Here is a 24,809-nt window from a genome sequence, read left to right as displayed (position 1 = left end):
CGTGAGCACCCCCGATCTCGCGGTCGACTTGGATGCCCGGATCCAGGCGCTACTGGACTCTCACGACCCCGCAACCACCGATCCCCCCGAATTCCTTGGCGCGCAATATGATGCCGGACTCGCCCGGGTGGATCTATCGGAAGGCTTCGGCGGTCTGGGTCTGCCGCGCCAGGCGCAGCAAGCGGTGAACGCACGCCTGTCGTCCGCCGGCGCGCCGGTCGGCGGAACCCCGCAGAACCTCATCGGGATGGGCATGGCCGCCCCGACCATCGCCGCGTTCGGCACCGACGAACAAAAGCGAAAGTTCCTGCGCCCGTTGTTCACCGGTGAGCAAGTGTATCGCCAGCTGTTCAGTGAACCGGGTACCGGATCCGACTTGGCGGGGCTGACCTACGTTTTGTGCGACATGCCCCAGCCCGGGGTCGACGTCCGACCGCCGCGCCAAATCACCGGCGAGGCGGACTTCAACGAGGTGTTTCGCACCGACGTGCGGGTGCCGGACGCGAATCGGCTCGGTCCGGTGGGTGGGATCATCGGCGAGCTCGTCGACCGCCCGGCCTCCTAAGCCCCGGGAACGGAGTAAGCGCAATGCGCGTGTTGCTGTCTACCTACGATTCGCGCGGCGGTGTCGAGCCACTGCTGGCCGTCGCGGTGCAGCTGCACGCGCTCGGGGCGCAGGCTGTGGTGGCGGCCCCGCCGGACGAGGAATTCGCCCGGCGCGCAGCAGATTTCGGCATTCCCATGGTGGCCTTCGGCCCATCGGTGCGTGCGGTGACCACCGCGGCGACACACTCCTCGGAGGAGCAGCTGCGCAGTCATGTGCTCGGCCTGATCGATGCCCAGTTCGACACGGTCGCGGCGGCGGCACAGGGGTGTGACGCGCTGGTGTCGACCGCGCTGGTGTGGACCGCGGCCGGCGCGCGGTCCGTCGCCGACAAGCTGGGCATCCATTACGTCTACGCCAGCTACCACCCGACGCACCTGCCGTCGCCGTATCACCCGCCGCCGGAGTACGTCGGCCGGGCGACCGGTAGCAGCGAAATCGACAACCGGGTGATGTGGAATCACAACGCCCGCAACGCCAATGCGTTGTTCGGACCGACGCTGAACAGCCGTCGGGCATCGATCGGCCTGCCGCCGGTGAGCGATGTGCGCGGCTACGCTTACACCAACCGGCCGTGGCTGGCCGCCGACCCGACCTTGGGCCCGTGGCAACGGCTGGCCGGCCTCGACGTCGTGCAAACGGGCGCGTGGTTGCTAGCCGACGACCGTTCGCTCTCGCCCGACCTGCAGGAGTTCCTCGCCTCCGGTCCGCCGCCGGTGTACCTCGGGTTCGGCAGCATGCCGCTGTGGGGTGCCAAGGAGGTGGTGCCGATGGCGATCGCGGCCATCCGCGCCCAGGGCCGGCGGGTACTGCTGTCCCGTGGCTGGGCGGACCTGGCGGTCGACGGCGACGCCGACGACTGCTTCGCGATCGGGGAGGTCAACCAGCAGGCGCTGTTCGGGCGGGTGGCCGCCGTCGTACATCACGGCGGGGCGGGCACCACGACGACCGCCGCCCGAGCCGGCGTGCCGCAAGTGGTGGTGCCGCAGGGCGCCGACCAGGTGTACTGGGCGCTGCGGGTGATCGAGCTGGGGATTGGCAGCGCGTGCGACGGACCCACCCCGCCCGCGGGGGCACTGCCGGCCGCGCTGGAGGTCGCACTGGCCGACGAGACCCGCGCCTGCGCCGCCGCGGTGGGCCGCAACATCGCCGCGGACGGCGCGGCGGTGGCCGCAAGGCTGCTCCTCAAGGCGGTGAGCGGCGCAACGCCGTAACGCGCTTAACGCGGCAGTGCGGCGGCGAAGACCTCCGTCATCGCCGTCCAGTGCCGCTCGGCGGCCGCCTCGTCGTAGGGGGCGTTGTCCGGAACCGCGAAGCCGTGGCGGGCCGGATACCACTCGATGGTGTGCGGCACCTGGGCCGCCGTCAGCGCCTTGTCGAGCTGTTCGGCGTCGTCGGTGGTGAACGACGCGTCGTCCTGGGCGCCGCCGACGTAGATCGTGGCCGTCATGCGATGTGCGAGCAGATGGGGGCTGTCCGCGGCGTCGGTCACCAGTCCGCCGCCGTGGAACGAGGCGGCGGCGGCGACGCGGTCGGGAACCCGACCGGCCACCAACAGCGAGATTCGCCCGCCCATGCAGTAGCCGCACACGCCGAAGCGTTCGCCGGAGACCTCGGGGCGGTCCGATAGGTAGTTGAAGAACGCGCGCGCGTCGCTGGCCACCTTGTCCGGGGTCAGGGTCCCGATCATGCCGAACAGCCGCTTGCGTTCGCTCTCGTCGCCGAACACGGTGGCCATGTCGAACGGTGCCCAATCGCCGCTGCGGTAGTACACATCCGGCAGCAACACGGTGTAGCCGTACGAGGCCAGTTTGGCCGCCATGTGCTGGAAGGTGTCGCGCAGTCCGCCGGCGTCGGGATACATGACCACACCCGGCCACGGGACCCGGGCCTCGTGTCCGTTGGGGGTGAGCAGGTGGACGGTGCAGCTTCCGTCGGCGGTGGTGATGGTGTCGATGATGTTCGGCATGGCACCGTTGTACTCCGCGGCGTTGAACACCGGATTTTCGGTATCGACCCGCTAAGCTGGCCGCGTGCTCATCCCCACGCCCTACGAGGACTTGTTACGCCTGGTCCTGGAAACGGGATCGGCCAAGGCGGACCGCACCGGCACCGGAACTCGCAGCCTGTTCGGCCAACAGCTGCGCTACGACCTGTCGGCCGGCTTCCCACTGCTGACCACCAAGAAGGTACACCTGAAATCGGTGGTCTATGAGTTGCTGTGGTTCTTGCGCGGCGACTCCAACGTTGACTGGCTACATGAACACGGCGTCACCATCTGGGATGAGTGGGCCAGCGACACAGGCGATCTGGGGCCCATCTACGGCGTGCAGTGGCGGTCTTGGCCCACCCCGTCGGGGGAGCACATCGACCAGATCAGCGCCGCCCTGCAGTTGCTGCGCACCGACCCGAACTCGCGGCGCAACATCGTGTCGGCGTGGAACGTCGGCGACATCCCGCAGATGGCGCTGCCGCCGTGCCACGCCTTCTTCCAGTTCTACGTCGCCGAGGGGCGGCTGAGCTGCCAGCTCTATCAGCGCAGCGCGGACCTGTTCCTGGGCGTGCCGTTCAACATCGCCAGCTACGCACTGCTCACCCACATGATGGCGGCCCAGGCCGGCCTGGACGTCGGCGAGTTCATCTGGACGGGCGGCGACTGTCACATCTATGACAACCATGTCGACCAGGTCCAGACCCAGCTCAGCCGCGAGCCGCGCCCGTACCCGGAACTCCTTCTCGCCCAACGGGATTCGATCTTCGACTACACCTACGACGACATCGTCGTGAAGAACTACGATCCGCACCCGGCGATCAAGGCGCCCGTCGCTGTATGAGGCATGCCGTCGGTCTGGTGTGGGCTCAGTCCACCTCCGGCGTCATCGGCCGCAACGGCGACATCCCGTGGCACGTGCCCGAAGACCTGGCCCGGTTCAAACAGGTGACGGTGGGCCACACCGTGATCATGGGACGGCGGACCTGGGATTCGTTGCCGGCCCGGGTGCGGCCGCTGCCCGGCCGCCGCAACATCGTGCTGTCCCGGCAGGCCGATTTCACCGCCGACGGGGCCGAGGTGGCCCGCTCGCTGGAGACCGCCGTCGAATCCCTGACCGAGCCCGAAGCGTGGGTGATCGGCGGCGCCCAGATTTACGCACAGGCGTTGCCGCTGGCGACGCGCTGTGAGGTCACCGAGATCGAGGTCGACCTGGTGCGCGACGACGAGGACGCACTGGCTCCGGTGCTCGACGAGGCGTGGCTGGGCGAGACGGGGGACTGGCAGGTCAGCCGGTCCGGGGTGCGGTACCGCTTCCACAGCTATCGTCGGGGCTGACGCGCTCGTCTCGGCACCGACCGCCCGACCTGACATACTCGAGGAGTCGGTTGGGGTCGGCGCGACGGGGTTTATCACGTTTCCGGGGAGGGAAAGTGGAGTGATGACCGAACCCACCAAGACGTTCAACCGCAAGTTCATGGGCTACGAGCCGGCCGCGGTCGATGCTCACATCGAGATGCTGACCGCCAAGCAGAAATTGTTGCTGGACGACGTCGAAAGCCTGCGGGCGCGGCTGAAGGATTCCGCCGACGAGGTGGCCGCGCTGCGCAAGGAGGTCGCCTCGCTCACCGACACCTCGCCGACGCCCCACGCGATGCAGCAACGGATGGCCAAGATGCTGCGCCGCGCGGTCGACGAGATCTCGGAGATGCAGGCCGAGGCGCGGGCCGAGGCGGAGGCGACGATCGCGGCGGCCGAGGCGGAGATCGAGGCCGAGCGGCGCAAGCACGAAAAGACGTTGGCGGAGCTGGCGTCGCGGCAACAGGCCATGGAGAGCGAGTACCGCGAAGCCAAGGAGGCACTCGAGGCCGAACTGACCGGCATGCACGACGACGCCCGACGGGCGCGTGAACAGCTGCTGGCCGACGCGAAGGAGCAAATGGACCGCGAGCGCGCGGAGGCCCGACGCGCCGTCGCCGCCGCCCGGGAACAGCGGGTCAAGGTGTTGGAGCAACTGCTGGCCGTGCATCGCGACCTCGACTCGATTCCGGCCGCACTCGAGGCGGCCTACCGAGAACAAACGCAACCGCAAGAAGACGGCGCGGCGGCGCCGGCGGACGAGAAGGTCGGCGCGGGGTGAGCCTTCGCTGATCGTGGCGCGCCGACCGGTATTCTCGGCGGGTGTCGACTCCGACGCTGACCGTCGCTCAGGCCCGGCGGATAGCCGTTGCGGCCCAAGGATTTAACGAGCCGCACCCAGGCGGCCCGATCAACCGCGGGCACCTTCGTCGGTTGATCTCCAGAATTCAAGTGCTGCAACTGGATTCGGTCTCGGTAGCGGTGCGCGCTCACTACGCCCCGGTGTTCAGCCGGCTCGGCCCGTACGACCGCGACGTGCTGGACCGTGCCGCCTGGGGGCCCCGTTCGGCACGGTTGCTGGCCGAGTATTGGGCGCACGAGGCCGCGCTGATGGCGGTCGACGATTGGCCGCTGTTGCGCTGGCGGATGCGCCAGTACCGGCACGGCCGATGGGGCACGCACATCGTCAAGGCCAATCCGGAGCTCGCCGACAAGATCGTCGCCGCCGTCGGCGAGCTGGGCCCGAGTACCGCCGGACAGATCGAGGCTCACCTCGAGACACAGTCGCGCGGCCCCAGAGGCAGCTGGTGGGGCAGCCGCAGCGACACCAAGTGGGTCGCCGAGGCGCTGTTCGCCTCCGGCGTGCTCACCACGGCCACCCGGGTGGGCTTCGCCCGCCACTACGACCTCGTGGAACGGGTGCTACCGGCGAGCGTGCTGGCCCGCGAGGTCGACGACGCCGAGGCCGTCCGCGAGCTCGTGGCGCGGGCGGCCAGCGCGCTGGGGGTGGGCACCGAGCCCGACATCCGCGACTACTTTCGGCTGTCGCCGCAGCAGGTCAAGCCGGCGCTGGCGGACCTGGTGGCCGCCGGTGAGATCGAGCGGGTGCAGGTCGACGGGTGGTCGGCGCCCGCGTATCTGCGGGCGGGCCGGTCGGTGCCGCGGCAGGATCGCGGCACCGCGCTGCTGTGCCCCTTCGACCCGCTCATCTTCTTCCGGCCCCGGGTGGAACGGCTGTTCGGCTTCCACTACCGCATCGAAATCTACGTGCCCGAGAAGCAACGAAAGTACGGCTACTACGTCTGGCCACTGCTGGTCGACGGTGAGCTGATGGCGCGGGTCGATCTCAAGGCCGACCGCACCGCCGACACGCTGCGGGTCGTCGGCGCGTTCGCCGAGCCCGGGGCGCCGCGGCCGAAGGTGGCCGACACCCTGGCGGGCGAACTCGCGTCCATGGCGTCCTGGCTCGGGCTGGGTGGCGTCAGCGTGGCCGGCCGCGGCGACCTGGCTGCCGAACTGCGCGGGGCCGTCCAGAGAGTCGGCTGATGGCGCCGCCCAAAGAACTCAAGTCCACGCTGTGGAAGGCGGCCGAGAAATTGCGCGGGTCGCTGTCAGCCAGCCAGTACAAGGATGCGGTATTGGGTTTGGTGTTCCTCAAGCACATCCGCGAGTCGACCTGGAACATGTTGGCCGCGAATGCCGATAACGACAGCATCGGCCGAATGCTGGATGCTGCGATCATCGACGCGACGGTTGCCGACCACGCGTTGGGCGTGCCGCCCGGGTTGTACGCAAACCTCGATCAGCGCCGACTCGGGGAGCTCGTGCGACTGCTCGACGGCGTGCCGACCGGCCAGCATCCCCGGGATGCGTTGGGCGAGGTGTACGAATACTTCCTGAGCCGTTTCGCCCGCGCCGAGGGCAAACGAGGCGGCGAGTTCTTCACCCCGCCCAGCGTGGTGCGGCTGATGGTGGAGGTGTTGGAGCCGACCGGCGGACGGGTGTACGACCCGTGCTGTGGATCGGGCGGAATGTTCGTTCAGACAGGGACTTTCATCACCCGGCACGCCGGTGATCGCACCGGTGTCCGCATCTACGGCCAGGAAAGCATCGAACAGACCTGGCGAATGGCGAAGCTCAACCTCGCGATTCACGGCATCGACAACACCGGCCTGGCGCGTGGCGACACGCTCGCCGAAGACGCGCACGCCGGACTGCAGATGGACTACGTGATGGCCAATCCGCCCTTCAACATCAAGGATTGGGCCCGCGCCGAGAATGACGGGCGATGGCGCTTCGGTGTTCCCCCGGCGGGCAACGCCAACTACGGCTGGATTCAACACATCCTGGCGAAGCTGGCCCCGGGCGGCAAGGCCGGCGTGGTGATGGCCAACAGATCGATATCGTCGAACACGCTGGGGGAGGGCGCTATTCGATCCCGAATCGTCGATGCGGACCTGGTTTCCTGCATGGTCGCATTGCCCACCCAGCTGTTTCGCAGCACCAGCATCCCGGTGTGCCTGTGGTTCTTCGCCAAGGACAAGGGCCGACGGGCCGGGCAGGTACTGTTCGTCGACGCCCGCGGCTTCGGCCACCTCGTCGATCGCACCGAACGCGTGCTGACCGACGCCGAGGTGACCCGCATCGCCGATACCTATCATGCCTGGAGCGGCGCTGCCTCGGCCAAAGGCATTGATTACCAAAATGTTCCGGGGTTTTGCCGATCGGTTGCCACAGACGAGATCGCGGCCGCAAACTATCTGCTCACGCCCGGACGTTACGTCGGCACTGCGGTGGCCGAGAGCGACGCGCAGCCGGCCGCCGCGAAGATCACCCGGCTCACCAAGGATTTGTTGCACGCGCTCGACGAGTCCGCACGACTGGAGACGGCGGTGCGCGAACAGGTGCGGCGACTGTGCTGACCGCGACGCTTGGCGAACACCTCGACTTCCACGCCGGCAGCGGCGCACCGGTACGGGTGCCGGACGGGCCTTTTCCGGTGTACGGAGCCAACGGCGCCATTGGCTTTACGGCCCGGCCCAACGCGCGCGGCCCGCTGATCGTGCTCGGCCGCGTCGGATCCCATTGCGGCAGCCTGCACTACTGCGAGACCGACGTGTGGGTCACCGACAACGCGCTGGCGTGCCGCGCCAAGCAGCCCGCCGAGACGCGATATTGGTATTACGCGCTGCAGACCTGCCGCCTCAATGAGTACCGGGCCGGGTCGGGGCAACCGCTGCTGAACCAGGCGATTCTGCGTGACGTGTCGGTGCGGACGGTGCCGGAAGGTCAGCGCCAACGAATCGCCGAACTGCTCGGCGCTTTCGACGACAAGATTGCCGCCAACCGCCGGGTGATCGCGGCGGCCGAGCAGCTGATGGTCGCGCTCGTCGAGACGGTCACCGATCGGGTGCCGTTGTCGCGCCTGGCCGAACACCGCACGGCGCTGCGAGATCCGGGACAATTCGACGACGTGGTCGCCCACTTCAGCCTGCCCGCTTTCGACGACGGCGCCACGCCGCGACTCGTGCGGCGGTCAGCCGTGCGGAGCGGCAAGTTCGTGCTGTCCCGGCCGTGTGTGTTGTTCGCCAAGCTGAATCCACGAATCCCGCGGATCTGGAACGTGACGCGGTTGCCCACCGAAATGGCTGTGGCCAGCCCCGAATTCGTCGTACTGACGCCGATCGCTGTGGGCACCTCGGCGTTGTGGGCGGCGCTGCGGCAGCGCGACGTCGTCGATGGCCTGCAGCAGCAGGTCGGCGGGACCTCGGGCAGCCACCAGCGGATCCGGCGCGACGACCTGATGACCGTCGCGGTGCGTGACGTTCGGCAGCTGACCGGCCGCATGACGCGGACACTCGCCGGTCTGGGGGCGTTGTGCCACCTGCGGCGCAACGAATCCGTGCGGCTGTCGGCGCTGCGCGACGCCGTGCTGCCGTCGCTGATCTCGGGTGATGTCCGAGTCCGGCGGGGCCGATCGCCCGGCTAAGGTAAGCGCCGTGGCCGAAACCGCGCCGCTGCGCGTGCAACTGATCGCCAGGACCGAGTTCCTGGCGCCGCCGGACGTGCCGTGGAGCACCGACGGCCCCGACGTTCCGGGCGGGTCGGCGCTCGTCGAGTTCGCCGGGCGGGCCTGCTACCAGAGCTGGTCGAAGCCCAACCCCAAGACCGCGACCAACGCCGGCTACATCAAGCACATCATCGACGTCGGCCACTTCTCGGTGCTAGAGCACGCGAGCGTCTCGTTTTACATCACCGGCATCTCGCGGTCGTTGACCCATGAGCTGATACGGCACCGGCACTTCTCCTACTCTCAGCTCTCCCAGCGCTACGTGCCCGAGGTTGAGGCGCAGATCGTGGTGCCGCCCGGTATGGAGGACGATCCCGAGCTGCGGCAGATCCTGTCCGCCGCCGCCGACGCCAGCCGGGCGACCTACATCGAGCTGCTGGCCAAGTTGGAAGCCAAGTTCGCCGACCAGCCCAATGCGGTGCTGCGGCGTAAGCAGGCGCGGCAGGCCGCCCGCGCCGTGCTGCCGAATGCCACCGAGACCCGCATCGTCGTGACCGGGAACTACCGGGCCTGGCGGCACTTCATCGCGATGCGCGCCAGCGAACATGCCGACGTGGAGATCCGTCGGCTGGCCGTCGAATGTCTGCGTCAGTTGAGTCGGGTGGCGCCGGCGGTATTCGCCGATTTCGAGATTTCCACGCTGGCCGACGGCTCCGAGGTCGCGACCAGTCCGCTAGCGACCGAAGCCTGAACCGCGCGTGGCCGGGCGCGCGTAGCCGCGCGCGCGAAGCCCGGCCGCCGAAGCCCGGCCGCCGAAATCGAGTGTGCGTTTGTGGCGTCGCGCGTGCGTCCTGGGCGGGATTCGTCGGCGTGTCGGCGCCCGGTGTGGACACTCAAGACCCTGAATGCACACCCGAGGCTCGGGCGGTGCGGCGCCGCCTCGCGCGGCGCCGAAATCCCGTTGGCGTCGCCAGGTAATCTGAGACCCGTGAGTTCCGTCGGATTCGATGCCCCCGCGCGGCTGGGGACCTTGCTGACCGCAATGGCGACGCCGTTCGGTGCCGACGGTTCCCTCGACCTCGCCGGCGCCGAGAAGCTGGCAAACCACCTGGTTGACGCCGGGTGCGACGGCCTGGTCGTCTCCGGAACCACCGGTGAATCGCCGACCACCACCGACAACGAGAAGCTCGAGCTGCTGCGCGTCGTCCTGGAAGCCGTCGGCGACCGGGCCCGTGTCATCGCCGGGGCGGGCACCTACGACACCGCACACAGCATCAAGCTGGCCAAGGCCAGCGCCGCCGCGGGCGCACACGGTTTGCTGGTCGTCACACCCTACTACTCCCGCCCTCCGCAGAGCGGGCTCGTCGCGCACTTCACCGCGGTCGCCGACGCGACCGAGCTGCCGGTGTTGCTCTACGACATCCCCCCGCGGTCGGTGGTGCCGATCGAGCCCGACACCATCCGCACGCTGGCGTCGCACCCGAACATCGTCGGGATCAAAGACGCCAAGGCCGATCTGCACAGCGGCGGCCAGATCATCGCCGAAACCGGATTGGCCTACTACTCCGGAGATGACGCGCTCAACCTGCCCTGGCTGGCGATGGGGGCCACGGGCTTCATCAGCGTGATTTCTCATCTCGCGGCCAGCCAGCTGCGAGAGTTGTTGTCCGCCTTCGGTTCCGGCGACATTGCGACCGCCCGCAAGATCAATGTCTCGGTCGCTCCATTGTGCAACGCGATGAGCCGGTTGGGCGGGGTGACCCTGTCCAAGGCCGGTTTGCGCCTGCAGGGACTCGACGTCGGCGATCCGCGGCTGCCGCAGGTGCCGGCGACGCCGGAACAGGTTGAGGCCCTGGCGGCCGACATGCGTGCGGCGTCGGTGCTGCGGTGACCCAAAGGCTGGCCTAGAAGTGGACGAAGCTCTCAGCCCGCCCGGTCCGTTGACCGCCGGTGGGTTGCGGGTGACCGCGCTGGGCGGAATCAGCGAAATCGGCCGTAACATGACCGTTTTCGAACATCTCGGCCGACTGTTGATCATCGACTGCGGCGTGATGTTTCCCACCCACGACGAACCCGGCGTCGACTTGATCCTGCCCGATTTGCGGCACATCGAAGACCGGCTCGACGACATCGACGCGCTGGTGTTGACCCACGCCCACGAGGACCACATCGGGGCGATCCCATTCCTGCTCAAGCTGCGGCCCGACATCCCGGTCGTCGGCTCCAAATTCACCCTGGCGATGGTCGCCGCCAAATGCCGCGAGCACCGCCTCAAGCCGGTGTTCGTCGAGGTCAAGGAGGGTCAACAGACCCGGCACGGGGTGTTCGAGTGCGAGTACTTCGCGGTGAACCATTCCATCCCCGATGCGCTGGCCATCGCCGTGTCCACCGGAGCCGGGACGGTGCTGCACACCGGCGACATCAAGCTCGACCAACTACCACTGGACGGCCGGCCCACCGATCTGCCCGGCATGTCGCGGCTCGGCGGCACCGGCGTGGATCTGTTCCTGTGCGACTCGACCAACGCTGAAGTCCCCGGGGTAGGCCCCTCGGAAAGCGAGGTGGGCCCCACACTGCACCGGCTTATCCGGGGCGCCGACGGCCGGGTCATCGTGGCGTGCTTCGCCTCCAACGTCGACCGGGTGCAGCAAATCATTGATGCCGCGGTGGCTTTGGGGCGGCGGGTGTCGTTTGTCGGCCGGTCCATGGTGCGCAACATGGGCATCGCCCGGGAGTTGGGCTTCTTGCGTGTCGCCGATTCCGATCTGATCGACATCGGCGCGGCCGAGATGATGCCGCCCGAACGCGTGGTGCTGATCACCACCGGCACCCAGGGCGAGCCGATGTCGGCGTTGTCGCGGATGTCCCGCGGCGAGCACCGCAGCATCACGCTGACCGCCGGTGATCTCGTGGTGTTGTCGTCGTCGCTGATCCCCGGCAACGAGGAGGCGGTCTACGGCGTCATCGACGCGTTGTCCAAGATCGGTGCCCGCGTGGTCACCAATGCCCAAGCGCGCGTGCATGTTTCGGGACACGCCTACGCCGGGGAACTACTGTTCTTGTACAACGGGGTGCGGCCGCGCAACGTGATGCCGGTGCACGGCACCTGGCGCATGCTGCGTGCCAACGCCAAGCTGGCCGCCAGCACCGGAGTGCCCGAATCCTCGATCCTGTTGGCGGAGAACGGCGTCAGCGTCGACCTGGTGGGCGGCCGGGCATCGATCGCCGGAGCGGTACCGGTCGGCAAGATGTTCGTCGACGGTTTGGTCACCGGCGACGTCGGCGACATCACCCTGGGCGAGCGGCTGATTCTGTCCGAGGGCTTTGTCGCGGTGACCGTGGTGCTGCATCGCGGCACCGGCCGCTCGGCGACCACGCCGCACCTGCACTCGCGGGGTTTTTCCGAGGATCCCAAGGCGCTCGAACCGGTCGTCCGCAAAGTCGAGGAGGAGCTGGAAGCGCTGCTCGCCGCCAATGTGACCGACCCGATCCGGATCGCGCAGGGGGTGCGGCGCACCGTCGGCAAATGGGTGGGCGAGACCTATCGCCGGCAGCCCATGATCGTGCCGACCGTCATCGAGATCTAGATTTTCTGGGCATAAGCAGACCATTCCAGCTGCGACGCCTTGAGTTTGCGGCCGGTGGGCCGCACGTAGCGCGCCATCAGTTCGTCCGGGCCGGCCTGTTCGATCAGCCGCCAGCCGTACTCGCCGATGAAGTCGGCGACCTCGCCCGGCTGCAGACCGAAATGCCACAGTTGCTTGCGCTGACGAACATTGCGGTACAGCGTGCGGGTACCGTAGCGGTTGGTCCCGTCGATGAAATCGCGGCGGACGTAGGTGAACACCAGCCGGCTGCCCGGCGCCGCCGCGCGCAATCCGTCGAGCGTGCGTCGCACCCCGTCCTCGGTGAGGTACTGGGTCACCCCCTCGCAGATGAAGAACGCTCGATAGTCGGGCAGATAGCCGTGCTCGGCCAGCGCGGTGAGCAGATCGTCGCGCTCGAAATCCAACGCCACCAACCGAACCGACAGCGGCGGCCCACCCAGCACCCGTCGCACCGTCTTGGCCTTGCGAGCGATGTTCACCGGCAGGTCGACTTCGAAGACCGGGATGCGGATCTGCCGGTTCAGCAGATAGGCGCGGGTGTCCAACCCGGCGCCCAGGATGACCACCGCGTTGATGTCGTCGCTCGCCTCGGCGATCTTGTCGGCGATGAACCGCTTCCGGCACGCCAGGGTGGCCCACAAACCCGGCCCCGCCCACTCCGACCCGCGAATCAGCAACCGGCGCAACGCAGTAACCCGCGACGCGCCGACCAGCCAGCGCAGCGGAGCCGGCAGGAACAGGTCCGCGAGATCGTCGTCGACCAGCCGGCGCGCCGGCGGTTCGTTTTGCTCGACCGCGGCCAGCACCATCGGGCCGAAAGCAGTCTGTGCCGCAGGGTTTCGTGCCATGGCCGCTACCTGTTCAAGTAGCCCGCATCGACCGGCAGCGTGACGCCGGTGATGTAGCGGGCTTGATCGGATACCAGCCACGCCACCGCGTTGGCGACGTCTTCGGGGTCGAGTACCTCCACCGGCATGGCGTTGCCCATTGCGCCGGGTGCATCGGTCGCGGCGGCCATCTTGGCCAGCCACTCCCGGGTGAACTCGTTGTTGATCATCGGGGTGTCCACCCCGGACGGGTGAATCGAGTTGACCCGAATCATCTGCCCCGCAAGCAGGTTCGCGTACACACGCATCAACCCTACGACGCCGTGCTTGGCGGCGGCGTAGCCGACGGACCCGGCGTCGGCGCTGCCCACCCCCGCCAGTCCCGCACTCGAGCTGATCAGCACGATCGAGCCGCCGGTGCCCTGCTTGACCAGGATCGGGATCGCGGCCTTGATGGTGTTGTAGACACCGGTGAGGTTGACGTCGATGACGTCGCGCCAGCCGTCGTCACCGGACTGCATCGGTGCGATCCCGGCGTTGGCCACCACGATGTCCAGGCGGTCGAACTCGTCCAGACCCGCCTGGACGGCGGCCGCCAGCGAGGCGCGATCACGCACATCGCCCTGTCGGGCCACGATGCGGGCACCGGCGTCTTCGACGAGTTTGACCGTGGCCGCCAGGTCCTGCGGTGTGGCCAGTTGGTAGGGGACGCTGGCAATCTGCTCGCACAGGTCGACCGCGATGATGGCGGCGCCGTCGGCGGCCAGGCGAAGCGCGTGTGCGCGACCCTGCCCACGGGCCGCGCCGGTGATCAGCGCGACCTTTCCGGTCAGGGGCCCGGCCTTCATGATTGGCGGGTCATTTGCGCAATTGCCCCTTGTCGGGGTCGCCGGCGGGGATGGGCTGCAGGGTCTTGATGTCGGGCGGTCCGGCAAGGTGGTCGCCGGCCGCCGCGAACAGCTTGCCGATCGCGGGTGCGGTGCTGTGCACCTTGAGCGCGGCTTCGTCGGCCCACTGCTCGATGAAGACGAAGGTCTCGCCGCTCTGATGCACCGAGTAGAGCTGGCATCCGGGCTCCTCGTGCACTTCCTCGACGGCGGTCGTGAGGATGTCGCGGACGGTGTCGACCGACTCGGGTTTCACTGTCAGGGTGGCGACGACGACGACGGGCATCGGGGCTCCTTGCGGGTAGCGGGCGGGATGGCTGTCACCCTACTCACACCGCCGTCCCTGCTGGTGTCTTGGTTGCGGCCCTCGCAGCGGCCGGTCTCGGGGGGCGGGTGCCCGGATGACCGAACCGACACCGTTTTGTAACCAGTGTGGCAGATGGTGAATATGGGGCGATTGCGATTAGGCTGGACCCCATGGCTAGTAAGACCGCCGCCCGCTCCGGAACCCGAACGAGCAGGTCAAAGGGCCCTTCGCGGGCCAGCGGGTCACGAAGTGCGCGCCGGGCTCCCCGCAAAAGGCCAAGCAGGCCCGCGAAGCGGCGAAACCGTTCGCTGCTGGTTGCTACCGGAGTGACCTGCGGCCGCGCCCTGCGGGCCACCTGGTTGATGGCGGCGCGGGGCACCGGCGGGGCCGCCAGGTCGATCGGGCGCGCCCGCGACATCGAACCGGGGCACCGCCGCGACGGCATCGCGCTGGTACTGCTCGGCCTGGCCGTCGTGGTCGCCGCCAGCTCATGGTTCAACGCCGCCCGGCCGATCGGAGCCTGGGTCGACGCGGTGCTGCGCACCTTCATCGGCGCCGGTGTGCTGGCCCTGCCGGCGATCCTCGGTGCGGTGGCGGTGGTGCTGATGCGCACCGAGCCCAACCCCGAGGCGCGGCCCCGGCTGATCCTGGGCGCCAGCATGGTCAGCCTGTCGCTGCTGGGCCTGCGGCATCTGTGGTCCGGCTCGCCGGGCGACCCCGAATTGCGCCGTCGCGCCGCAGGATTCATCGGCTTCGCCATCGGTGGTCCGCTGTCGGAGGGGCTGACCTCCTGGATCGCCGCGCCGCTGCTGTTCATCGGCGCGCTGTTCGGGTTGCTGCTGCTGACCGGCACCACGATCCGTGAGCTGCCCGAGGCCATGCGCGCCATGTTCCACACCCGGTTCGTCGACGACGACTACGACGACTACTACGACGACGACTACGCCGACGACCAACCGCGCGAAGACTTTTCCGATGGTTACTACGACGACGACGTCTCCGACGACCAGCCGCGGGCGTGGCCGTCGACGCCGGCGCCCGTCTCGCTCGACGAACCACCCGCCGACGAAACGCCGACCGTTCCGGCCCTCAAAGACGAGGCGGCCAAAAGGCGCCGGGGCGGCGCCAAGAAACAGGACACCCAGGTGCTGGACCGGGTCGTCGAAGGGCCGTACCACCTGCCGCCGCTCGAGTTGCTCGTCGCCGGTGACCCGCCCAAGAAGCGCAGCGCGGCCAACACGCAGATGGCCGAGGCCATCGGGGAGGTGCTGACCCAATTCAAGGTTGACGCCGCCGTCACCGGCTGCACCCGCGGACCGACCGTCACCCGCTACGAGGTGGAATTGGGGCCCGGTGTCAAGGTCGAGAAAATCACTGCGCTGCAAAAGAACATCGCGTACGCGGTGGCCACCGAGAGCGTCCGGATGCTGGCCCCGATTCCGGGCAAGTCGGCAGTTGGTATCGAGGTGCCCAACACCGACCGGGAAATGGTGCGGCTGGCCGACGTGCTCACCGCCCCGTCGACCCGTCGCGACCACCACCCGCTCGTCATCGGGCTGGGCAAGGACATCGAAGGCGATTTCATCTCCGCGAATCTCGCGAAGATGCCGCACCTGTTGGTCGCCGGCTCCACCGGCTCCGGTAAGTCCAGCTTCGTCAACTCGATGCTGGTCTCGCTGTTGACGCGGGCCACGCCCGACGAGGTCAGGATGATCCTGATCGACCCGAAGATGGTGGAACTGACGCCGTACGAAGGCATTCCGCATCTGATCACCCCGATCATCACCCAGCCGAAGAAGGCGGCAGCCGCGCTGGCCTGGCTGGTCGAGGAGATGGAGCAGCGCTACCAGGACATGCAGGCGTCCCGGGTGCGCCACATCGACGATTTCAACGCGAAGGTGCGTTCCGGCGAGATCACCACACCGCTGGGCAGTCAGCGCGAATACCGGCCGTACCCCTACATCGTCGCGATCGTCGACGAGCTGGCAGACCTGATGATGACCGCCCCGCGCGACGTCGAGGACGCCATCGTGCGCATCACCCAAAAGGCCCGCGCCGCAGGCATTCACCTGGTGCTGGCCACCCAGCGTCCGTCCGTCGACGTCGTCACCGGGCTGATCAAGACCAACGTGCCGTCGCGGCTGGCGTTTGCGACGTCGTCGCTCACCGACAGCCGCGTCATCCTCGACCAGGCGGGCGCGGAGAAGCTGATCGGCATGGGCGACGGGCTTTTCCTGCCGATGGGCGCCAGCAAGCCGCTGCGGCTGCAGGGGGCGTTCATCACCGACGAGGAGATCCACGCCGTCGTCACCGCCTGTAAGGACCAGGCCGAACCCGAGTACACCGAGGGCGTCACCACGGCCAAGCCCGCCGGCGAGCGCACCGATGTCGACCCCGACATCGGCGACGACATGGAAGTCTTCCTGCAGGCCGTCGAGCTCGTCGTGTCGTCGCAATTCGGCTCGACCTCGATGCTGCAGCGCAAGCTGCGCGTCGGCTTCGCCAAGGCCGGCCGGCTGATGGACCTGATGGAGACGCGCGGCATCGTCGGCCCATCCGAAGGCTCCAAGGCTCGCGAGGTGCTGATCAAGCCCGACGAGCTGGCGGGGACGCTGGCGCTGATCCGCGGCTCTGGGACTGGATCGGCCGACGCGGATGACGGAACCGATTAACGGCGAACGTGCTCTGGTGGCGGGCTTTTCGCAGAATTCTCGCCACCAGAGCACGTTCGGCGCGACTAACGGCTAGAGCTTGAGTAGCATCCGGGTGTTGCCGAGGATGTTCGGCTTGACGTAGCTGAGGTCCAGGAACTCGGCGACACCGATGTCGTAGGAGCGGCACATCTCCTCGAACACCTCGGCGGTCACCGGGGTGCCCTCGATCTCGGTGAACCCGTGCTTGCCGAAGAACTCCGTCTCGAAGGTGAGCACGAAGATCCGCTGCAGCTGCAGTTCGCGGGCCACCTCGATCAGCTTGGTGACGATGGCGTGGCCGACCCCGTGGCCGGTGACCGAGGGATCGACCGCGACGGTGCGGATCTCGCCGAGATCCGACCAGAACACGTGCAACGCGCCGCAGCCGACCACCGCGCCGTCCAGGTCGGCAACCCAGAACTCCTGGACCGCCTCGTACAGCGTCACCAGGGCCTTCTCCAACAGGATCTTGCCCGAGTAGGTGTCGACGAGGTGCTTGATCGAGGGGACGTCGGAGGTCCGGGCACGCCGGACGACAACCTGCTGGCTTCCCCGTGGGCTTTGGGTCACGGGTAACAGTATTGACATCCGGGGCGGTTGCGCTGGTCAACCGTTATTCTGATGCGGTGTCGGGGCAGCCGCAGACTGGACCTGCGGCAGGACGTGTCAGCATCGCCAACCTGGCCAACGTCCTGACGCTGCTGCGGCTCGTACTGGTGCCGATCTTCCTGCTCGCGTTGTTTGCCGGGGGCGGCCACGAAACCGTCGCCCGCATCGTGGCTTTCGTGGTGTTCGCGGTGGCATGTGTCACCGATCGGTTGGACGGCCTGCTGGCCCGCAACTACGGCATGGCGACCGAATTCGGCGCGTTCGTCGATCCGATCGCCGACAAAATGCTGATCGGGTCCGCGCTGGTGGGCCTGTCGATGCTGGCCGAACTGCCCTGGTGGGTCACGGTGCTGATCCTGGTCCGCGAGATCGGGGTGACGTTGTTGCGGCTGGCCGTGATTCGCCGCGGCGTCATCCCGGCCAGCTGGGGCGGCAAACTCAAGACTTTCGTCCAGGCGGTGGCGATCGGGTTGTTCGTGCTGCCTTTGGATGCTCTGCCGGGCGCATTGCTGACGGCGGCCTCGGTGGTGATGGGCGCCGCGATCGTGCTAACGGTCGTCACCGGAATCGACTATGTCGCTTCGACCGTCAGGGAAATTCGCCGGACGGGAACCTAGACCCCGGCGGCCGGCGTTGAGCGGAGTGAAGGCGCTCGGCGCTGGAGATGAAGGAGAGCAGAATGCCGCCACTGGTGCGCGAAGTCATCGGCGAGGTGCTGCGCGTGGCCCGCACCTCGCAGGGCCGGACGCTGCGCGAGGTGTCGGACACGGCGCGGGTGAGCCTCGGCTACCTCTCGGAAGTGGAGCGCGGCCGCAAAGAAGCCTCCAGCGAGCTGCTCAATGCCATCTGCGACGCTCTGGACGTCCCGCTGTCGACCGTGCTCACCGACGCCGGTGAGCGGATGGCGATTGAGGAGCGCGCCGCCTCCGGCGCGGCGAACATCGACGCCAGCACCAAGGTGGTCATCCCGCCGGTGGCCTCGCTTGCGGTGGCCTGAGTGCCCGTTAAGGGTAGGGCGAAGGGCGCCGACCCGATAAATTGGGCGACAAGGTGATCGCTGGGGCCTATCGGGGGTCCTTGAGTACACAGAACCGAAGGTGGAGCTAACTCATGGCCAATCCGTTCGTCAAAGCGTGGAAATACGTCATGGCGCTGTTCAACGCGAAGATTGACGAGCACGCCGACCCGAAGGTCCAGATCCAGCAGGCCATCGAGGAAGCGCAGCGCACCCACCAGGCGCTGACCCAGCAGGCCGCGCAGGTGATCGGCAACCAGCGGCAACTGGAGATGCGGCTCAACCGGCAGCTCGCCGACATCGAGAAGCTTCAGGTCAACGTGCGTCAGGCACTGACACTGGCCGACCAGGCCACCGCGGCCGGCGACGCCGCCAAGGCCACCGAGTACACCAACGCTGCCGAGGCGTTCGCGGCCCAGCTGGTGACCGCCGAGCAGGGCGTTGAAGACCTCAAGGCCCTGCACGACCAGGCGCTGCAGGCCGCCGGGCAAGCGAAGAAGGCCGTCGAGCAGAACTCGATGGTGCTGCAGCAGAAGATCGCCGAGCGAACCAAGCTGCTCAGCCAGCTCGAGCAGGCCAAGATGCAGGAACAGGTCAGCGCGTCGCTGCGCTCGATGAGCGAGATCGCCGCGCCGGGCAACACGCCCAGCCTCGACGAGGTGCGCGACAAGATCGAACGCCGCTACGCCAACGCGGTCGGGGCGGCCGAACTAGCCCAGGGCTCGGTGCAGGGCCGCATGCTCGAGGTTCAGCAGGCCAGCGTGCAGATGGCCGGCCATTCCCGCCTCGAACAGATCCGGGCGTCGATGCGCGGCGAGGCCCTGCCGACCGGCGGGGCAGGCGCTCCCGGCGCGACGCCGGCCACTCCCGCTTCCGCCGAGGGCGCCGGCGGCCAGGTCGCCGAGAAGCCGTTCGGCCAGTAAACCGACGGCCGGTGTGACATGGCGGTGAAAGCCAGCCAGGGCGGACTTTGGCGCAACCTGCTGCAGCAGGGGCTGGACACCGCCGCCGACCTGCTCGGCTTCCTCGCCCACAAGATCAGCGCCGCCGCCGATCCGCGGGCCCGGCTGTTGCGCCGCCGCCGGCGCGCCCTGCGCTGGGCGTGGATCTTCACCCTGGGGGCGGTGTTTTGGGCCGTGCTGACCGCGGTGCTCGCCTGGTGGGGCTGGTTCGCGCTGCTGCTTCAGGTCACCGGCGGGATCGCCGTGCTCGAGGTGATCCCCGCGACGTTGCTGTTCTTCCGCTACCACTGGCTGAAGTCGGAGCCGCTACCGGCGAGCCGGCCCGCCGCGGCCCGCCGGTTGCCGCCGCCCGGTTCTGCGGCACGCCCGGCGATGTACGCCCTCGGCGCTTCCGAGCGGGGGTTCTCCTCGCTGCTGGGCGTCATCGAGCGGGGCGCCCTGCTGCCGCCGGACGAAATCGGCGACCTGACCGCGGCAGTCACCAGGACCTCGGCCGCCATGGCCGCCACCGCGGCGGAGGTGGTGTCGATGGAGCGGGCGGCGCAGAACTCCGAATCCTCCCGGTCCTACCTGGTGCCCACCATCAACGCGTTCACCGCGCAGTTGAGCTCCGGGGTTCGGCAGTACAACGAAATGGTCACCGCCGCCGCGCAATTGGTCTCTTCGGCCAACGGCGACGCCGGTCTGGCGGCGGCCCACCAGCGCTACCGGGCCGAGTTGACCGAGGCCACTGATCGGCTTACGGGTTGGGCCAAGGCGTTCGACGAACTCGGCGGCTTGCCGCGCTAAAACGACGCTTTGAGCGACGGAATAATCAGTCCGGCCAGGCCGCGCAGCAACGCCTTGGTCATGTCGAAGAAGTCAAAGTAATCCCGCCACAACGTGATTCGGCCGTCGTGCACCTCGAACACGCCGCACACCCAGAACTGCAGACGCAGCGGCCCAAAGATCAGCGCGTCGGAGCGCTCGGTGAGCACCGCGGCGCCGTCGGCGGCGATGCGGTGGATCTTGACCTCGAAACCCGCCCGGCCGTCCATCCGGCGGAACAACTGCATGGCCCGGCGCCGGCCGTGGATCGTGGGCAGTCCGACGTTCTGGTAGACGAGGTTTTCGTCCAGCGCGGCCTCCGCGGCGTCGAGGTCCACGTCCTGCAGCGCGTTGAGAAATCGTTCGACCGTGCGCGTGTTCGCGACGGCTGTCTGGGTCGGCTCGGTCATGGTGCCAGCGTAGGCGCGTGCCGGCGGGGTGTTGTGGCAGGGTAAGGCGGTGCGAGTCGCCGTCGTCGCCGGCCCGGATCCCGGGCACACGTTTCCCGCGATCGCGCTGTGCCTGCGGTTCCGCGATGCGGGTGACGAGCCCACCCTGCTCACCGGCGAGCAGTGGGTTGCGGCCTCGGGCGCCGTCGGCATCGTGGCGCTGCCGCTCGACGGCCTGGCGGCCACCGATGAAGACCTCGACGCCGGTGCCCGCATTCACCGGCGGGCGGCGCGGATGGCGGTGCTCAACGTGCCGGCATTGCGCGAGCTGCAACCCGACCTGGTGGTGTCCGACGTCATCACCGCCGGCGGTGGCATGGCCGCCGAGTTGCTGGGCGTCCCGTGGATCGAGCTCAACCCGCATCCGCTGTACCTGCCGTCGAAGGGACTGCCGCCGATCGGCAGCGGGCTGGCGCCGGGCACCGGCGTCCGGGGACGGCTACGCGATGCCACCATGCGCGCTCTGACGGCGCGGTCGTGGCGGGCCGGGCTACGGCAGCGAGCGCTGGCACGCGCGGAGATCGGCCTGCCGGCCCACGATCCCGGGCCGCTGCGCCGGCTGATCGCCACCCTGCCGGCGCTGGAGGTGCCCCGACCGGACTGGCCGGCGGAGGCCGTCGTGGTGGGTCCGCTGCACTTCGAGCCGACCGACCGCATCCTCGAGGTCCCGGACGGCTCGGGCCCGGTCGTGGTGGTCGCGCCGTCGACCGCGTTGATCGGGACCGAAGGTCTCGCCGAGGTCGCCCTGGCGTGCCTGACGCCGGGGGAGACGTTGCCGGCCGGGTCCCGGCTGCTGGTGTCGCGGCTCGGCGGGGCGGAGCTGACCGTGCCCGCCTGGGCAACGGTCGGGCTGGGCCGCCAGGACGAGCTGTTGGCGCACGCCGACCTGGTGATCTGCGGCGGCGGGCACGGCATGGTCGCCAAGACGCTGCTGGCCGGCGTGCCGCTGGTGGTGGTGCCCGGCGGGGGCGACCAATGGGAGATCGCCAACCGGGTGTCGCGGCAGGGCAGCGCCCGGCTGGTCCGGCCGTTGACCGCCGACGCGCTGGCGGAGGCGGTCAACGACGTCTTGTCGTCGCCGCGCTACCGCGAGGCCGCCCGCACCGCCGCGGCCGGCATCCATCGGGTCGCCGACCCGGTGCGGGTCTGCCATCAGGCGCTGGCCCTGACCGGCTGACCGGTCCCAGTATGTTGGCGGTGTGCGTCTGACGGAGTTCAACGAACGGGTGGTGTTGCGCTTCGGTGCCGCTTACGGCGCATCGGTGCTGGTCGATCACGTGCTGGCGGATTTCGGCGGCCGGACCGCCGCGCAGGCGATCGAGGATGGCGTCGACCCGCGTGAGGTCTGGCGGGCGTTGTGCGTCGACTTCGACGTGCCCCGCGACCAGTGGTGAGACGGCCGGCTCAGCGCGGGCTCACCAACGGGCCGACCCGTGCGCCCGAAACACGCAGTCGGCGCAGACGGATTGCCCCGGCAGCCGATAGAACAGGCAGCAGCTGCCGCGCCGGAAGCCCAGATGCGCGTCGGTGACGACACCGGTGCCCGACAGCACGCCGGTGTTCAGCAGCGAGTCGGTGATCTGCAGGATCGGCCCGCGCAGGTCCGGCCGTGCCGAGAGCAGCGCTCGCGCTGCGCCGGCGAGGGCGGACCCGAGGTTGCCGGCCAGCAGCCCCGGGGCCAGCTTGACCCGCAACCCGGCCGCCAACGGCTGCAGGTGTTGCCGCACCACGGCGTCGTACAGCGCCCTCGCCGCGGCGTCGGGGTCGGCGGAAACGGCCTGTCCGACGGGCTCGGGTAGGCGCAGCCGCGCCCCGTCGTCGGCGCGGTCGAGCTGTTCCAGGTTCGGGACGACGTGGTGGGCCACCGCGCAGGCCAGCGCCGGTGACCACAACCGGCTGGCATGGCCCAGCTGCACCAGCGAGGCGGCGATCCGTAGATCGCCGGTGCGGTAGCGGCGGGCGGTGGCATCGATCAAATCGGCGAAGCCGGCGTCGTAGTCCCGTCGGACCGGATGCCATCCGTTCGCGGTGCCGCCCACCGGTAAGGCGAAAAACCCTTTGTACGAAGCTATTTGGGCAAGCTCGCCCGAGATGTCCATGCCTGTGCGACCGCCCTCCCCGGGGAGATCCGCCCCGGTGTCTGGTGAGCAGGCGCCGACGGTGAGTATCTGGCTCTCGGGTGGGAAGTGCCCGATCACAGTGGCGGGACCGCACCGGATTCGCACCGGTTTCCTCAGCGTGAACGCGGGCCCGTCGCCGCCCTTTTTCGGTAGCCGATGTTGCCACACGAGCGGCGTGTCGAACTTGAATCGAACAGGTGTTCGGCTACTGTGGGGAGCGCTGAAGCGGAATTGTCGGACCCCGCGCCTAGTGTCACGGCCAACCGACCGAAACCGGTCATCGAACACACTGCTATAGGAGAGGCACCATGACGCAAGCCCCCGACCGCGAGAAGGCTCTCGAACTGGCGATGGCCCAGATCGAAAAGAGCTACGGCAAAGGCTCGGTGATGCGTCTCGGCGACGAGATGCGGCAGCCGATCTCGGTCATCCCGACCGGATCCATCGCGCTGGACGTGGCCCTGGGCATCGGCGGCCTGCCGCGCGGCCGGGTCGTGGAGATCTACGGCCCGGAGTCCTCGGGTAAGACGACCGTCGCGCTGCATGCGGTGGCCAACGCCCAGGCGGCCGGCGGCGTCGCTGCGTTCATCGACGCCGAGCATGCCCTGGACCCGGATTACGCCAAGAAGCTCGGCGTCGACACCGATTCGCTGCTGGTCAGCCAGCCGGACACCGGCGAGCAGGCCCTGGAGATCGCCGACATGCTGATCCGCTCCGGTGCGCTGGACATCCTGGTCATCGACTCGGTGGCCGCACTGGTGCCGCGCGCGGAACTCGAGGGCGAGATGGGTGACAGCCACGTCGGTCTGCAGGCCCGGCTGATGAGCCAGGCGCTGCGGAAAATGACTGGCGCGCTCAACAATTCGGGAACCACGGCGATCTTCATCAACCAGCTTCGCGAGAAGATCGGGGTGATGTTCGGCAGCCCGGAAACCACCACGGGTGGAAAGGCCTTGAAGTTCTACGCGTCGGTGCGCATGGACGTGCGCCGGATCGAGACGCTCAAGGACGGCACCAACGCGGTGGGTAACCGCACCCGGGTCAAGGTCGTCAAGAACAAGGTGTCGCCGCCGTTCAAGCAGGCCGAGTTCGACATTCTCTACGGCCGGGGCATCAGCCGGGAAGGCTCGCTGATCGACATGGGCGTGGACCAGGGCTTCATCCGCAAGTCCGGTTCCTGGTTCACCTACGAGGGCGAGCAGCTCGGGCAGGGCAAGGAGAACGTCCGCAACTTCCTGATGGAGAACGCCGACATCGCCAACGAGATCGAAAAGAAGATCAAGGAGAAGCTCGGCATTGGTGCGGTGGTGACCGATGATGACGTCTTGCCAGCCCCCGTCGACTTCTGAGCCCGCCCGCGAAGAGCAGGCACGGGCGTTGTGCCTGCGCCTGCTCACCGCGAGGTCGCGTACCCGGGCCGAGCTGTCCGATCAGCTGGCCAAGCGCGGATACCCCGGCGACGTCAGTGCGCGCGTGCTCGACCGGCTGACCGCCGTCGGGCTCGTGGACGACCGGGATTTCGCGGAACAGTGGGTGCGGTCGGGGCATTCCAGGGCGGGAAAAAGCAAGCGGGCGTTGGCTGCCGAGCTGCACACCAAAGGCGTCGGCAAAGAGGTCATCGCCGCGGCGCTGGCCGACATCGACGCGACCGCCGAGCGAGAGCGGGCCGAAGAACTGGTCCGGGCCAAGCTGCGCCGCGAGGCGCTCAGCGGCGACGGCAACGATGAGGCGCGGATCACCCGCCGGCTGGTGGGCCTGCTGACCCGCCGCGGTTACAGCCAGAACCTAGCCTGCGAGGTCGTTCTTGCCGAGCTCGCCGCCGAACGGGAACGCCGCCGAGTCTGACGGGGAGTTCTAGCTGCGGGTCATGAGGTTGTAGACGCCGACACGGGTTGAGGTGTTCGGGGGACGGGTTCTTCGGCGGCAGGATGAGAAATCGCCAAACCCCTCGTCCTGACTACCGAAGGAACCCGTCCGTGACCCACGGTAATGCCCCGTTGTCCGTTGAAGGCCGTCGTCGACTCGTGGCCCGTTGCGCTGATCGTCCGATCGCTCACGTGGC

Annotated in this window: 26 protein-coding genes, 1 pseudogene and 1 riboswitch; of the genes and pseudogenes, 20 read left to right on the top strand and 7 right to left on the bottom strand. The window is 68.5% G+C overall.

Translation table 11 applies throughout. From position 1 onward, the window contains the following. Position 1: 1 nt before the first annotated feature. Positions 2 to 529, top strand: a pseudogene (locus AWC25_RS07205) (acyl-CoA dehydrogenase family protein); the annotation flags it as partial. Positions 530 to 588: 59 nt separating this feature from the next. Then, the gene (locus AWC25_RS07200) at positions 589 to 1,818 is read left to right on the top strand and encodes a glycosyltransferase (protein WP_069400891.1); all 1,230 of its coding nucleotides are present in this window, start codon (positions 589 to 591) and stop codon (positions 1,816 to 1,818) included. 5 nt (positions 1,819 to 1,823) lie between these two features. Here AWC25_RS07200 and AWC25_RS07195 read toward each other — a convergent pair whose 3' ends face one another. Beyond that, positions 1,824 to 2,573 carry a dienelactone hydrolase family protein gene (locus tag AWC25_RS07195; protein WP_069400919.1) on the bottom strand — a complete coding sequence of 250 codons (750 nt, stop codon included), beginning with the start codon at positions 2,571 to 2,573 and terminating at the stop codon, positions 1,824 to 1,826. A 64-nt stretch (positions 2,574 to 2,637) separates the two neighbouring features. Here AWC25_RS07195 and AWC25_RS07190 point away from each other — a divergent pair, with 64 nt between their 5' ends. The 9 genes from AWC25_RS07190 to AWC25_RS07150 all read left to right on the top strand — a co-directional run bounded on the left by AWC25_RS07190 (position 2,638) and on the right by AWC25_RS07150 (position 12,050). Next, complete coding sequence (locus tag AWC25_RS07190; protein WP_069400892.1) at positions 2,638 to 3,438, top strand: thymidylate synthase; 801 nt, start codon at positions 2,638 to 2,640, stop codon at positions 3,436 to 3,438. Next, positions 3,435 to 3,932, top strand: coding sequence for a dihydrofolate reductase (locus AWC25_RS07185; protein WP_069400893.1), 498 nt, complete (start codon positions 3,435 to 3,437; stop codon positions 3,930 to 3,932). Before AWC25_RS07190 ends, AWC25_RS07185 begins: the two co-directional genes overlap by 4 nt. A gap of 100 nt (positions 3,933 to 4,032) precedes the next feature. Further along, positions 4,033 to 4,734: a DivIVA domain-containing protein gene (locus AWC25_RS07180; protein ID WP_069400894.1), complete on the top strand. Its 702-nt coding sequence runs from the start codon at positions 4,033 to 4,035 to the stop codon at positions 4,732 to 4,734. 41 nt (positions 4,735 to 4,775) lie between these two features. Beyond that, positions 4,776 to 5,999, top strand: coding sequence for a winged helix-turn-helix domain-containing protein (locus AWC25_RS07175; protein WP_085166548.1), 1,224 nt, complete (start codon positions 4,776 to 4,778; stop codon positions 5,997 to 5,999). Then, a complete protein-coding gene (locus tag AWC25_RS07170) occupies positions 5,999 to 7,375 on the top strand; it encodes a type I restriction-modification system subunit M (protein ID WP_085166547.1) in 1,377 nt (458 codons plus the stop codon). The genes AWC25_RS07175 and AWC25_RS07170 overlap by 1 nt, the downstream gene beginning before the upstream one ends. Continuing rightward, complete coding sequence (locus tag AWC25_RS07165) at positions 7,372 to 8,442, top strand: restriction endonuclease subunit S (RefSeq protein WP_069400921.1); 1,071 nt, start codon at positions 7,372 to 7,374, stop codon at positions 8,440 to 8,442. The genes AWC25_RS07170 and AWC25_RS07165 overlap by 4 nt, the downstream gene beginning before the upstream one ends. Before the next feature lie 10 nt (positions 8,443 to 8,452). After that, positions 8,453 to 9,214, top strand: coding sequence for an FAD-dependent thymidylate synthase (gene thyX / locus AWC25_RS07160; RefSeq protein WP_069400920.1), 762 nt, complete (start codon positions 8,453 to 8,455; stop codon positions 9,212 to 9,214). A 237-nt stretch (positions 9,215 to 9,451) separates the two neighbouring features. Beyond that, on the top strand, positions 9,452 to 10,354 hold the full coding sequence (dapA, locus tag AWC25_RS07155; protein WP_069400897.1) for a 4-hydroxy-tetrahydrodipicolinate synthase: 903 nt from the start codon (positions 9,452 to 9,454) through the stop codon (positions 10,352 to 10,354). A 19-nt stretch (positions 10,355 to 10,373) separates the two neighbouring features. Beyond that, on the top strand, positions 10,374 to 12,050 hold the full coding sequence (locus tag AWC25_RS07150; RefSeq protein WP_069400898.1) for a ribonuclease J: 1,677 nt from the start codon (positions 10,374 to 10,376) through the stop codon (positions 12,048 to 12,050). Here the strand turns inward: AWC25_RS07150 and AWC25_RS07145 are convergent. From AWC25_RS07145 to AWC25_RS07135, 3 genes are read right to left on the bottom strand one after another with little or no spacing between them, the layout of a single operon-like run. After that, complete coding sequence (locus AWC25_RS07145; protein ID WP_069400899.1) at positions 12,047 to 12,919, bottom strand: SAM-dependent methyltransferase; 873 nt, start codon at positions 12,917 to 12,919, stop codon at positions 12,047 to 12,049. The two genes, AWC25_RS07150 and AWC25_RS07145, sit on opposite strands and share 4 nt — an antisense overlap. Positions 12,920 to 12,924: 5 nt before the next feature. After that, complete coding sequence (locus tag AWC25_RS07140) at positions 12,925 to 13,746, bottom strand: mycofactocin-coupled SDR family oxidoreductase (protein WP_069400900.1); 822 nt, start codon at positions 13,744 to 13,746, stop codon at positions 12,925 to 12,927. A gap of 10 nt (positions 13,747 to 13,756) precedes the next feature. Next, entirely contained in the window at positions 13,757 to 14,071 is a 315-nt protein-coding gene (locus tag AWC25_RS07135; RefSeq protein WP_069400901.1) for a putative quinol monooxygenase, read from the bottom strand. Between the two features lie 191 nt (positions 14,072 to 14,262). Here AWC25_RS07135 and AWC25_RS07130 point away from each other — a divergent pair, with 191 nt between their 5' ends. Beyond that, positions 14,263 to 16,764 (top strand): FtsK/SpoIIIE family DNA translocase, encoded by a 2,502-nt coding sequence (locus AWC25_RS07130; protein WP_084229371.1) that lies wholly within the window; start codon positions 14,263 to 14,265, stop codon positions 16,762 to 16,764. Between the two features lie 72 nt (positions 16,765 to 16,836). Here the strand turns inward: AWC25_RS07130 and AWC25_RS07125 are convergent, their stop codons facing one another. Continuing rightward, positions 16,837 to 17,373, bottom strand: a complete 537-nt coding sequence (locus AWC25_RS07125) for an amino-acid N-acetyltransferase (protein ID WP_069400902.1) — start codon at positions 17,371 to 17,373, stop codon at positions 16,837 to 16,839. 38 nt (positions 17,374 to 17,411) lie between these two features. Here AWC25_RS07125 and pgsA point away from each other — a divergent pair, with 38 nt between their 5' ends. The 4 genes from pgsA to pspM all read left to right on the top strand — a co-directional run bounded on the left by pgsA (position 17,412) and on the right by pspM (position 20,160). Next, positions 17,412 to 18,011: a CDP-diacylglycerol--glycerol-3-phosphate 3-phosphatidyltransferase gene (pgsA, locus tag AWC25_RS07120; RefSeq protein ID WP_211281026.1), complete on the top strand. Its 600-nt coding sequence runs from the start codon at positions 17,412 to 17,414 to the stop codon at positions 18,009 to 18,011. Positions 18,012 to 18,073: 62 nt separating this feature from the next. Further along, entirely contained in the window at positions 18,074 to 18,391 is a 318-nt protein-coding gene (gene clgR, locus AWC25_RS07115) for a transcriptional regulator ClgR (RefSeq protein ID WP_069400903.1), read from the top strand. 113 nt (positions 18,392 to 18,504) lie between these two features. After that, positions 18,505 to 19,332 carry a phage shock protein PspA gene (gene pspA / locus AWC25_RS07110; protein ID WP_069400904.1) on the top strand — a complete coding sequence of 276 codons (828 nt, stop codon included), beginning with the start codon at positions 18,505 to 18,507 and terminating at the stop codon, positions 19,330 to 19,332. A gap of 18 nt (positions 19,333 to 19,350) precedes the next feature. Continuing rightward, complete coding sequence (gene pspM, locus AWC25_RS07105; RefSeq protein ID WP_085166546.1) at positions 19,351 to 20,160, top strand: phage shock envelope stress response protein PspM; 810 nt, start codon at positions 19,351 to 19,353, stop codon at positions 20,158 to 20,160. On the opposite strand, the gene AWC25_RS07100 is transcribed toward pspM, so the two are convergent. Further along, positions 20,157 to 20,588 carry a limonene-1,2-epoxide hydrolase family protein gene (locus AWC25_RS07100; RefSeq protein ID WP_069400906.1) on the bottom strand — a complete coding sequence of 144 codons (432 nt, stop codon included), beginning with the start codon at positions 20,586 to 20,588 and terminating at the stop codon, positions 20,157 to 20,159. The genes pspM and AWC25_RS07100 overlap by 4 nt on opposite strands. A 49-nt stretch (positions 20,589 to 20,637) precedes the next feature. Here AWC25_RS07100 and AWC25_RS07095 point away from each other — a divergent pair, with 49 nt between their 5' ends. Together AWC25_RS07095 and AWC25_RS07090 are read left to right on the top strand one after the other, a co-directional pair. After that, positions 20,638 to 21,804, top strand: coding sequence for a glycosyltransferase (locus AWC25_RS07095; RefSeq protein WP_069400924.1), 1,167 nt, complete (start codon positions 20,638 to 20,640; stop codon positions 21,802 to 21,804). A 22-nt stretch (positions 21,805 to 21,826) separates the two neighbouring features. Next, positions 21,827 to 22,021, top strand: coding sequence for a DUF3046 domain-containing protein (locus AWC25_RS07090; RefSeq protein WP_069400907.1), 195 nt, complete (start codon positions 21,827 to 21,829; stop codon positions 22,019 to 22,021). A 21-nt stretch (positions 22,022 to 22,042) separates the two neighbouring features. Here AWC25_RS07090 and AWC25_RS07085 read toward each other — a convergent pair whose 3' ends face one another. Continuing rightward, positions 22,043 to 22,726 carry a (2Fe-2S)-binding protein gene (locus tag AWC25_RS07085; RefSeq protein ID WP_085166545.1) on the bottom strand — a complete coding sequence of 228 codons (684 nt, stop codon included), beginning with the start codon at positions 22,724 to 22,726 and terminating at the stop codon, positions 22,043 to 22,045. A 43-nt stretch (positions 22,727 to 22,769) separates the two neighbouring features. Further along, a riboswitch (cobalamin riboswitch) is annotated at positions 22,770 to 22,897 on the bottom strand. Positions 22,898 to 23,055: 158 nt separating this feature from the next. Here AWC25_RS07085 and recA point away from each other — a divergent pair. Together recA and recX are read left to right on the top strand one after the other, a co-directional pair. After that, positions 23,056 to 24,096: a recombinase RecA gene (gene recA, locus AWC25_RS07080; protein WP_044511015.1), complete on the top strand. Its 1,041-nt coding sequence runs from the start codon at positions 23,056 to 23,058 to the stop codon at positions 24,094 to 24,096. After that, entirely contained in the window at positions 24,062 to 24,592 is a 531-nt protein-coding gene (recX, locus tag AWC25_RS07075; RefSeq protein WP_069400909.1) for a recombination regulator RecX, read from the top strand. The genes recA and recX overlap by 35 nt, the downstream gene beginning before the upstream one ends. Positions 24,593 to 24,809: the final 217 nt, after the last annotated feature.

Source organism: Mycobacterium sherrisii, assembly GCF_002102355.1.
GTDB classification, from domain to species: Bacteria; Actinomycetota; Actinomycetes; order Mycobacteriales; family Mycobacteriaceae; genus Mycobacterium; species Mycobacterium sherrisii.
Note: the sequence above shows the minus strand (reverse complement) of the source record. Positions and strands in the feature narration are given on the sequence as shown.